At 53.2% G+C, this 10,810-nt stretch carries 9 protein-coding genes; 5 read left to right on the forward strand and 4 right to left on the reverse strand.

Features of this window, described 5'->3' with window-relative positions; genetic code table 11:
- Positions 1-60: 60 nt before the first annotated feature.
- Genes DC363_RS16750 through DC363_RS16285 form a run of 3 tightly spaced genes read right to left on the reverse strand, consistent with a single transcriptional unit; the run spans position 61 to position 2,645 of the window.
- Positions 61-924 carry a hypothetical protein gene (locus tag DC363_RS16750; RefSeq protein WP_146180811.1) on the reverse strand — a complete coding sequence of 288 codons (864 nt, stop codon included), beginning with the start codon at positions 922-924 and terminating at the stop codon, positions 61-63.
- A 12-nt stretch (positions 925-936) separates the two neighbouring features.
- Positions 937-1,659, reverse strand: coding sequence for a hypothetical protein (locus tag DC363_RS16755; protein WP_146180812.1), 723 nt, complete (start codon positions 1,657-1,659; stop codon positions 937-939).
- Positions 1,660-1,661: 2 nt separating this feature from the next.
- Positions 1,662-2,645: a TIGR04255 family protein gene (locus tag DC363_RS16285; protein WP_146180813.1), complete on the reverse strand. Its 984-nt coding sequence runs from the start codon at positions 2,643-2,645 to the stop codon at positions 1,662-1,664.
- 690 nt (positions 2,646-3,335) lie between these two features.
- Between DC363_RS16285 and DC363_RS16290 the strand changes: the two genes are divergently transcribed.
- On the forward strand, positions 3,336-3,746 hold the full coding sequence (locus DC363_RS16290; RefSeq protein WP_196778452.1) for a response regulator transcription factor: 411 nt from the start codon (positions 3,336-3,338) through the stop codon (positions 3,744-3,746).
- Positions 3,747-3,769: 23 nt separating this feature from the next.
- Here DC363_RS16290 and DC363_RS16295 read toward each other — a convergent pair whose 3' ends face one another.
- Positions 3,770-3,961, reverse strand: a complete 192-nt coding sequence (locus tag DC363_RS16295) for a hypothetical protein (protein ID WP_108642222.1) — start codon at positions 3,959-3,961, stop codon at positions 3,770-3,772.
- Between the two features lie 121 nt (positions 3,962-4,082).
- On the opposite strand from DC363_RS16295, the gene DC363_RS16300 reads away from it, so the two are divergent.
- From DC363_RS16300 to DC363_RS16315, 4 genes are all read left to right on the forward strand, one after another.
- Positions 4,083-4,610, forward strand: coding sequence for a hypothetical protein (locus tag DC363_RS16300; protein ID WP_146180814.1), 528 nt, complete (start codon positions 4,083-4,085; stop codon positions 4,608-4,610).
- A gap of 129 nt (positions 4,611-4,739) precedes the next feature.
- Positions 4,740-5,681 (forward strand): GIY-YIG nuclease family protein, encoded by a 942-nt coding sequence (locus tag DC363_RS16305; protein ID WP_241963050.1) that lies wholly within the window; start codon positions 4,740-4,742, stop codon positions 5,679-5,681.
- Between the two features lie 80 nt (positions 5,682-5,761).
- Positions 5,762-7,837: an AAA family ATPase gene (locus tag DC363_RS16310; protein WP_158270896.1), complete on the forward strand. Its 2,076-nt coding sequence runs from the start codon at positions 5,762-5,764 to the stop codon at positions 7,835-7,837.
- Between the two features lie 789 nt (positions 7,838-8,626).
- Positions 8,627-10,615: a site-specific integrase gene (locus DC363_RS16315; protein WP_241963051.1), complete on the forward strand. Its 1,989-nt coding sequence runs from the start codon at positions 8,627-8,629 to the stop codon at positions 10,613-10,615.
- Positions 10,616-10,810: the final 195 nt, after the last annotated feature.

Here is a 10,810-nt window from a genome sequence, read left to right on the forward strand (position 1 = left end):
CAATCATCCCATTTTGTTGCTAACCGAGGAGAATGATCGACCGGCGAAATTTTTTGTGCGTCAGCCTTCTTCCCGATATCGTTTGGCAAACGAGAGAGCATTTAGTTCGAGCGGATAGGTGTTGATGTATTCTGCTGCTGAGAGCTCGTGCAATGTTGCAATTCTTAGCACCGGATCAGACGGAGAAAACGGCTCTGACCAAGAAATCTTGCTTGCCTGATCGTTCAACTCCTTCCTGATCACTTCAACATCTCTAACTTCCCGGTTCTCCGGCTCCTTGAGGATCGCCAATATTGTGATCGACACCCCTTCTGTATTTTCCCAAGCAGCATGCGGAAAAACACGGAACTCCGATATCGAACGCAGGGATTTACCGAAATCGGACCCCTTGCCATACTTTTTGTTCACGGCAATCCTGAAGGTGTCCATGCATGCGTTGAATTTATCCGGAAAGCCGAAGCGCCCATAGAAACGCTCAAGAGATCTTGCAAAATTTTGCAAGTCGAGCTCCCGGGGGCAACCTCGTTGCCTGGACCACTCCACAAGGAGATCTTTCTTAACACTCATGGCACGTGTGAAGTCGACTACAAGATTCTCAGGCGCACCGGCAAGCATTCCAAATCTTGGAACTTCGCCTTTCCCAACAGCGGAAAGATGTGCAGCTTTGAGCTCAACGAGAGGGCAAACGGTCACATAGGAAACGGTGGTCTTTTCAGGATCGCGGACAATATCGCAGGTTTGCGAAATTACGCAGAGCCCTTGGTGCTCCTCCTCGACATCCGCCGAAAAAACGGCCCCCTCGTCCTCTGCATCAAAAGGTGGAGAGCAAAAAAGAAATTCATTACAGTCAGTCGTGAAATCGCCTTGCTGCCATTCAGCAAGGCGATCTGCAACGCTCAACTCCTCAGATGCCTCATCGAGCAACAGGATATTCCTTTATACTTTGGCTCGGCGAATGCTCTTTCGTCGGGTCTTGGGACGCGCCATAAGCTCGACCTCAGATTCGTCGCTGAGATCTTCAGACGGAGAGTATTCAAGCGGTGCGTTTTTTGCTCGCGCTTCCTCGGTGATGACGGCTCCAAAGGAAACACGGCCAATGCCTTCCCCTGCGCGATCTCTAATCGCTTGGAATGCACCATCCTTCATGAGCTCGAAGAACGTTTTACCGTCAACTGCCTCACTCAGAAGCAGCCGCTTGTTCTCTTCCATCGTCCCTCGGTCGATGAAACGAAGCATGGCAACAACTGCGCCCAGTTTCTCATGATTTTCACCGGAAACAGGTTCCCCAGCTTTCCAATAATGTATAGCCCTTGGTTTGACATTGAAAACTTCAGAAACTTGCGCCCATGTAAGGCCACTGAGGCGCTTGAGCTCGACAGTCAATTCACTTGGAGACTCTACAATGGCCTCAATGGCACCTTCGTCGGCTGCCACAGAAATGCGAATGCCTTCAGACGATGTGCCTGAGCGGAGCTTCTGCCATTTGAGCAGCTGAATTGCATCTTCTGTCGAAATCGAAACTCTCGTTTTTTCAAGAAACGGAGCAGCTATTCCCGGTTGATTTTCATGGGGGATCACTTCCGAAAAATTTGGATGACCTATCGCACCAACCGGCAGACATAACGCCATAGCAGTGATAGTAGAACCTTGTATTCCCATAACTATTCCCCCCTAAAGCGATTCATAAATTCTTCGGTAATACTCCACCGAAAAAAAGCGTAAGCCCTTGCTGCAACTTTGTCGAGCTCTGTGCAAAGCGAATCGGGCTCCAGTAGAGTTGAAGCACAGTCGGCGCTGAAGGAGTCAACGTCTAACACCCAGCTTGCTTCATCCACAGGAGGCGCCACCTCAGGATCATGACTAAAGCCTTTCGGGGCTAAGCCATAGCGTGCTATCAGTTTGCCTTCAGCGGTCTTGCCGACAATTTCACTCATCGAAATCTCTATGTGCTGAGCCAAATTTGGCTGAAGCACATTGAGAAGTTCGGATCTGATGAGGGTTGAGAGCTCGCCGAGAAAATCCTCCCCGACAAGTCGGTCCACATACCGAAAACCGACGCGCTCAACCAGTGGCGGCGAGATGCTGGTGGTTAAGGCCGCCAAGATGACGTGCATTCTTTCAAGGAAATCTTCTCTTGAAATATACTTGGCGGTTTCCAGCGCTATGAAGTCCGTGGCCAGAGATATCTGTATAACCTTTTCAGGATCAAGAAATCTCCACACCGTTGATTCGACCGCCTGATGTTGAATTTCTTTACCAGAGACACGCAACTCTACAGATTGAACCGTGTCAGCCCGGACATGAGGATATTGGGAACGCAAGGCCTCTTGGAAATCAGCGATGTAGCTTTCATTACTGATTTTGGAGATCTTGGAGAACCTGACCTGGGCGAGGACGCGAACCAAAGGAGCATCTGCCAACGGCACGCTTGCAGGGACCTCGCCAAAAAGTGGGTCATCGGCTGGCTGTGACATGTCTCTCCCCATCGGTTTTTCGGTGCCTTTACAGTGTATGAAGTAGAGTGTGAAGTAAAATTTTTTAGTAGGGAACTGTGAATATTGTCCTACCCCTTCGTTTGGGGACACGCCGCCACAGCTCTCGCAGCCGGCATGATCACAGTCTAAATCGGATGTATGCTCGTTCACGTCCGTCTCTGTAGAATCACTCTTGACGGCTGCTGGGGTGCTGACCAGTCAAACGTAGTCAACGCATAAGCGCTTGAGTTCGAACTGACCCAGATATTGTTCCCGTGCCGAATGTCCGGAAAGCGGACTGCAACCGCAGAAAATCGAAACCGTGTCGAGTGACGGCTCCGGGCCGTTCTCGACGATCAGAGGATGGGACATCTACTATGCATGCGTCTTACCGGCAGGTCAGTTTTGCGTCCCCCCTGCCTTGATTTAGTGAGGCGATGCGCACCTATTAATGAACGAAAATCATCGGCATCCGCGTTACAGCACCGTCGACTGCGAAGATACCATACAGAAAAATGCAGAATAGAATTTCATTTCGGACCCTCCAATCAGCTCGAAAAGAATAACGAAACTATTTCATCACTTCACTCACATTAGAATACCACCAAACAGAGGTATCGTATTTGCGTCAGAGTCGCGGTCGTGCGAACTGCGGGCAGTCCACAGCCAAATCCGTGCTTCGGGGCGTCGGGGCGTCGAAACTCCAAACCACGCGAGCCCGCCAAGATTACATCTGGCCGGGCGGTTGTCACGTATTTTCAAGGCTCTGCCCGAAAGGTGGCGGCGCTTTGTGCGTGCGCAAAGTTTCGAACGCCCTGCTTTTTACGCCGGGTTGCCTCTCAAATCCACGGAGGGGCAGACATGTTTCATGATTTCAGAACTACTCATCAGATAGCGCCAATTGGGATCAATCAAAGCTCGGCGATGCAGCTTGATCAGACCATCAGTGGTTCACGGTCAGTGGGCGCAGCGGCGCTTATCCTTCACCGTATGTCCGGAGCCAAGGATGGCAAAGTATCCCCTCTGCAAACCGGCGGTGCGCGGACGGCAGGTGATACATCAGAGCGCGCCGCGCTGTATCTTGCCCCACGGGAACTTGATGTGCTTAAGTGGGCCGCCCAAGGCAAAACCACTTGGGAGACCGCTCAACTTTTAAATTTGTCAGAAGCGACTGTCGCATTTTACACGCGGCGTGCTTGTGCTCGCTTGGGCGTGAAATCAAAAATACATGCGGTCGCCGTTTGCATTAGCGCGGGGCTTTTCAAAATCTGACAAGGTTGAGCGGAGATGACTTCTTAGCCCCCGCCCTCTTTCCAATCGTCCAGAAAGTCCGCCAAAATGCGCCGCATGGCTTCTGGCCGGGTCGGTATATCATCAAGGGTTCGGCGATACGCATCAATATCGTCGATCATTTCAGGCTCCATCCGGATCATCACCGGTTTGGTGTCGGTTTTCGGGCGGCCAATCTTCTTTTTCTGCTCAGACATGTCGAATCATCCTTAAAACTGCTTGACTATCTGATTACAAAATTACATACTAAGCGGACCAAGGCAAGAGCGGCAACTCTCGCCAAGGTCCTGATCATCGTCATTCCACAGGAGAAATCTGATGACTAAACAATTTACTATCACGCCCGGTGACGGGCATGAACCCCCTCGCGTAACCCCAATGTCTCTGGCATTCGGTGATGTTCTCAAAACGATGCGTGCGTTCATCGTCGCGGAGCGTGACCTCGAAGACATCGCATACAGCCGCGATCCGGCTTACGCGATTTGGGCCGAGGATACAGAAAAAGCGCATGAAGAACTCGCGGAAGCTCTGGTCAACGTGCATAGCTTGCCTGTCTTGGTCCGCGAGGATCAGCCGCTGCGCCGCATGGCACTGCTTGCAGATGCAATGATCGGGCATGAAGAACCTGGCGGCGCGCGGGCTTTACACCTACAGATGCAGGTAGCGTTTTTCACAAAGTTTCAAGTGCTTGGGATCTCTTCAACGGCAATGCATCGCAACGGACTTTTGATCCACGGACGCCATCTTATCGATGCGATGATCAGTTTGGCGTTGTTTGACGGCGGTCCTGTCGATGGCCCACATACTGATGAGCCGCCGGAAAGCGACTTGGGCACGGCCCTCTAAAGCGAGCTGGCCAATTCCCCTCCCCTCAAATTTGGGGAGAGCCACTTCATCACATTTTTATAGAAAGGCCGCCTGCCTGTGCCGCGTCATTGACGTGCGCTGTAGCTGCGGTTTCTCGGAGGATTCCTCATGTCCAACTTCGCCAATACCCTCGCGATCTCCGGCTCTCCCGTCCCAATCTACCCCGGCAAGCTCATGCCTCACTGGATTGAGGCGGCACGGGACAAAGGTTACGATATTGTCGCCCGCATCATTGACCGTTTTCATCTCGCGCTGCGCTGCCAACATTGCGGTGAACTGATCAAGGTCAGGCTTTTCACGCTGATCTCCGCGCAACCGCTGTGTTCTGTTTGCACGCAAAAACAATGGGTTTTGACTGCACAGGCCGCAGGTCTGATCTTCCTTAAACGGTGTCCTGATAACCGCCACTACGCATTCTATGAGGCCGCGTGCGGTCATAAAATCCGCCGTCAGTTTGAATTTGCCGAACGTGTGGCAGCGGGTAAAACCGACCTTCGTTGCGATATTTGCCATAAAGAAACTGAAATGCGCGAAGCTGCTGCACGTGGCTGGGAACTCATCGGGCCTGATCCAGAGAGCGACCCGAACTACAGGCACTACCGCCATTCGGACTGCGGGCACGAACAACGGATCGCCCGCGCGAACTTGCAGACAGGGCGTATCTCATGTGGCGCGTGCGGAGAGCAATGGCCTGCAGCACCTAGCTATCTCTACGCCATCCAGTTCACGCTACCAAACAGCCGTGAGCTGGTGAAGCTGGGCTATTCGAACAATCCTGAAAGTCGCCTATATCATCAGCTGCTGCGGGACACAGACATGCCCTGCGAATTCTTGCGAAAGGTGTCCGTGAACTCTGGCCAACTTGCCATTCGTCTTGAAAAGCGCCTGCACAAAAAGCTGCGGGAGAGCTTTCCTGACGCCGTAGTCCCTCACGCCGTTTTTGCAGATCAGATCAAGGTGAAATCCGAAATTTACGATATTGCTATGACCCCTGTGATCCTCGCCGAGCTTGATGCGCTCGCTGAACCGACGAGCGTGAGCGGCTCATAGTCTATGCCGAAAATCTTTTTCGTTTCTCCGGTCATCCGGCCGGAGATCACATATGCATATTTTATATGGAGGGCTTTATCATGCCCCATCTCACCAAAAAAACGCCCACTTGGGCAGCATTCGCCGACACTCTGATTGAACGCCTTCGCCGCCACCACGGCCTTGCTCCAGCGCGCTTTCTGAACGACGAAGACGAAGAGCCATCCGAGCTGGATATTCTTTTTCAAAAACTCGAAGGCCCTGTTCCAGCAACGCAATTCACCGAGCGCGCAGATATTCCATCACGGTATCTGCCCGCTCGACAGCTTTTGACTGGCATCAGGTTGGCAGCGGCCTTTGGTTCGCAAGATCAAGAGCAGGAAAGCGCGCAATGTGGTGCCATTACCATCATCCGTGACATTGCTATCGAGGACCTGCAACTGATCAAAGACACTCTGAAAAGTGCCTTCCCAACCCGATGGCTTATCATTGAGCCGGACGTGGCAGAGGTTGCGTTTGCGAAGAATGCACAGTCGCGCTTCGATCGTCTTCTTGTCGATTGCGTCGATAAGATTGAGCCGGTTCTTATTCTCCAACCAGACGGCATAACACTGCCCTTTCATCTGAAAGCCATTGCTCCAACAACTCTGGCTTTCTCAAACGTCACGCATGATGTGCTCTTGAAGTTTCTTGAGTGCGGGCATCTCTCTGACCAGCTTGCTGGCGCTGGCAATGTCCGAGCAGCACTACCGACTGAAACAGCCATGAAGGCTCTCGGCACCGTTGATGTCTGCGCGGCCACGCGTGCCCCCGCGCTGCATCAAGCCGTGGAACGCCTGCGCAGGATGACGCATCGTGATGCCAAAGGGAACGGTCCCCGCCTTGAAGACATGACGGGTGACAACATTGCACTGACTGCAGCGCGGCGCATCGTGGCCGATCTGCTCGATTGGCAGGCCGGGAAAGCCGCTTGGCATGAGCTGAGCCATTCTTTGCTGCTGTATGGTGCGCCCGGCACCGGCAAAACATGGTTGGCCCGCGCGATGGGCAATAGTGCGGGGCTTACCGTAGTGACCGGCAGCTTCGGCGAATGGCAAGCAGCGGGCCATCTTGGGGATATGCTGCGCGAAATGCGCGCGACTTTCGCCAAAGCGCGCCGCAATGCGCCGTGCATCCTCGTGATTGACGAGATCGACGCGGTCGGGTCGCGGACAGATGACGATCGCCATGCCTCCCACTATCGCATTCAAGTGATCACGGCTTTTCTCGCAGAGATGGATCAGATCGCGCAGCGAGAAGGTGTTGTTGTCGTTGGCACCTGCAACCATGTCGACCGCATGGATCCCGCTGTGCTGCGTTCAGGGCGTATGGATGTTAAGATCGAGGTCCCCTTGCCGGATGCTGAAGCACTGTATGCGATCCTCTCCCACGACTTAAGCAAAGACATTGCCGACCACGAGCTTCAGAAGCTCGCCCATCGTGCCGTGGGCCACAGCGCGGCTGACATTGACGCTGCAATTCGTGCTGCCCGCTCCAACGCGCGGCACGAAAGGAAGCTGTTGCATGTCGCAATGCTGGAAGAACAATTGAAAATTGGCTCCGCCAAAGAGAACCCCAACCGCACATGGCGAATTGCGGTTCATGAAGCAGGGCATGCTGTCATCGGCAAAGCTCTGGACTTGGGGCCCATTGACCGCATCATGATCACAGGTGACGGCGGCCAAATCCATCGCCGCGCGCAATCAAGCGAAAGCCGCCTCTGCGATATCGAGGATGAAATCGTCTATTCCTTGGGCGGACGGGCAGCTGAACGGCTCATGCTCGGCGAAGTATCAGCCGGCGCGGGCGGGCCCGCAACATCGGATCTGGCCCTTGCGACCCGCCATGCCGTGGACATCGAGGCAGCATACGGCCTCGGCCATGAAGGGCCGGTCTGGCACGCAAACCCCGATGCACTTCACCTCGCGACACCAGCGATCCGTGACCGTGTCCGCCAGCGCATTATGAAGGCGGAAAAACGCGCCGGAGAAATCCTGCGGCAGCATCAACAGGTCTTGGAAGCACTCGCCAGTGAGCTTGTCGAGAAGAGATCGTTGCGCAGCTCTGAAATTGCGCAGCTTCTTCAGCACGTTACTGAGAACACTTCCACTACGACGCCTGAAAATGCACCGCCATGAAGGAGGCATCGAAATTAGCTTTAAAAACCCGGCCCGGCCTTAAACGCCTCTTTCACATACATGAAGAAACAACACCTCAACCAACCCCAACACCAAAATCCGCTGAAGAAAAAACCGGGGCAACGCCCCCAATATCTAACCCGCGAACGCGCCATCAACCGCGATGCGGCAAGCGGCGCAAAAATCGCCCGGCCCCATAGGGGCGGGCCTCAAAGACGACAAACGAGTAAAATAGAGGACACACCACAATAAGATTAGCGCCAGCCTAACCCAAAACGTCCATCAGCAAATTCATTGTTCGATGTGCTTCCCGAAAGAGACTGGCAATGTAAACACCATCGTTCTACGCTTTGAAATACACACTTTCCCGCACCTGCTTGTTTACACAGGTGTTTACACAAAAGGTTACACACATCACTGTTCAGGAATATTGCCTAAATCATAAATGACTGATTTTTAATGATTTAAAGTTAGCCCTCAAAGTTAGCTGGGTTTCCTACCATCCCAGCCAACTATTCCCACAAAGCCAAAGAAGACAGGCCTCCCAAGGCCCGTTTGTCGCGCCATGTGTCACAGTCCGAGAGAACTGTAACACACGCTGTGACACAGGGCGCGCCCCGGCCGCGATACCAGCCCAAGCGAAAGCGCCCCTACTCCGCCGGGCCATACCTGATGCGCCGGGGCCGCATTTTCTACTTTCGCAAACGGCTCCCACTCATCGGATCAAACCGGCACTCAAACCTTTTTCTATGTCTTTCACTTGGAACCGACCTCCCGTTCGACGCCGTGATGCGCGCAGCCGCGCTGCTCACGGTCTACGAGCAAGAGGAAGAATATATCGTGGACGCCCTAACTACTGGCACGCTGAGTGCCGAAGACATCAAAGTCATCCTGTCTGAGAAGTTGCGCACTCAACTCAAGCGCATTCAGGATTTGCCTGTTGCCACCCAGGGTCAAACAGAAGATCAATTAGACGCGCGGATTGAAGCACTTGAGGCAGAAAACAAGTCCTTGCGTCGAGCGGCACGTCAAGCAAATTGGACGAGCGTCCAAGACTCGCTCTACGCCGCAGCAAAGCAGGTTGGTCTCGATGTTCCGGACGAAATCGACGCAGACTTCGGACGCCAAGCTCTTTCTTTGAAGAAGCGTATCAACGAAATCGAAATAGACGTCTTGGACGGCGACGACGTCCGACATGCTGCTCGCCCATTGCTCGAAGAGTATAGAGCAGCGGATTTCGACAGCTTTGTCACCAACCCAGTAACTGCAGATGCCGCCTTTGCGATGGTTGACGAGTTGCACCCATCCAATGGGATGAAACGGATCAACAAGACTCTAAAAGGTGTCTACACCGAATTCTTCGGAAATGTGCCCCCGCAGACGATCAACTTGGCTCGGCAAGAAGAGTTCTTCGAGTGGCTCTCTCGGTTCCCAAGATCGAATGGGCGGTCCCACGGCCGGAATGCCTGGACGAACAGAAAAGAAGCAAACGGCGAGGGGCCCCAAGGAACTGATATTTCAAAAACGGAAGAAATATCGGCCGCAGATGCTCACGACCACATTGTCACAGAACAGATACGGGATTTGCAGGACATTTCTTCAGCTGAGAAGCGAGCCCGGCTCGCTGAACTCTTGACGCCACGACTTACATTGAAGACGCTCGAGAAATACAGAGATAGCCTCAACCGTCTCTTCAAAGCGACAAGGGCGCTTGGTGGGGACGCACCCGTTGCCGTATCCTATAAGAAGTTGGAAAATATAATAAAAAAGCAGAAATCTGAAGACGAATTGTCTATCCGGGTTACCAAGCCGAAGACAAGGCTTCCATGGAGCAAAGAGCGGCTCGCCGCGTTCCTGACCAGCCCGTTGTTCACGGGCAGCGCTTCCATCCACCGCCGTTGGCAAAATGGGCAAGTCGTGACGCGGGATGCGACATACTGGGTTCCACTTTTGGTCCTCACTCTCGGGTCTCGCATCAAAGAGATTTTGCACCTCAAGAAATTTGACGTGAGGGTCCGAGACGGTGAACTCTGCCTTGCACTCAATTGGGGTCCGGAAGATTCTGGTAAGACTGAAAGTGCGCGGCGCATTCTGCCAGTGCCCCAACTGTTGTTGCAACTTGGTTTCGCAGAATGGTTCCGGAACCTTCCAGAAGATCAAATGATGCTTTTTCCCGAGGCTCTGGCGCGCAGTGAAAGCGGTGATGTGGTCAGCGCTTTCGGCAAGCATCTGCGCAGAATTCTTGATCACCTTGGCCTGGCCGATTTCGATGAGGATTTCTATGCCTCCCGCAAAACCCTTTCGAGCATGCTTGACAAAGCGGGGGTCTCCGAAGGTCGTCGGCAGGCCATCGCCGGCCACTCGCAAGGCACTATCCTTAACTGTCATTACACCGCACACAACGTCGAGCAGCTCAAGTCGGCTCTCGATGAGGCTGATTTCAAACTTGAGATCAGCCACAATCCGAAGCTTGGATTCCCTGTCATCCGCAAATGCCACCTGGCCGGTCAAACCATGTTGGACTTAGAAGTGACATTGAGCGAAGACCACAAGGTAGAAAAACTTGTCGTTCGTGATTCAAAGGCCGATGAATCGATGCTGGAGTATGACACTATGACTGAAAGCAGTGCGGCTGACCGTCAAAAAGCAGCTCAAGACCTGACTGAACTTGCGAAGAGCTACTCGCTCCGAATGCCGAGTAACTCTGAGCGACGCAAAGCCGTAGAACATCTTATGGCCTACGCAGATATGGCTAATTCCGCCTCACAGTCTGCATGAAGTTGACTGTGACTATCGCCGTTGCGCGCCTGTCAGATTGGTCCTGATCTAAATCGAAACTGTTCGGCCGAGGGAATTCCCATCGGCCGAACACTGGAGCTATTGGATCAGCTCCATAGTGAACTGGCCCCCATTTCGACCGGACACCTTGGACTGACCAAGGAGGCTTAAGGATAGCCTTAAGCACATGCTTAT

Source organism: Thalassorhabdomicrobium marinisediminis, assembly GCF_003072065.1.
GTDB lineage: Bacteria > Pseudomonadota > Alphaproteobacteria > Rhodobacterales > Rhodobacteraceae > Octadecabacter > Octadecabacter marinisediminis.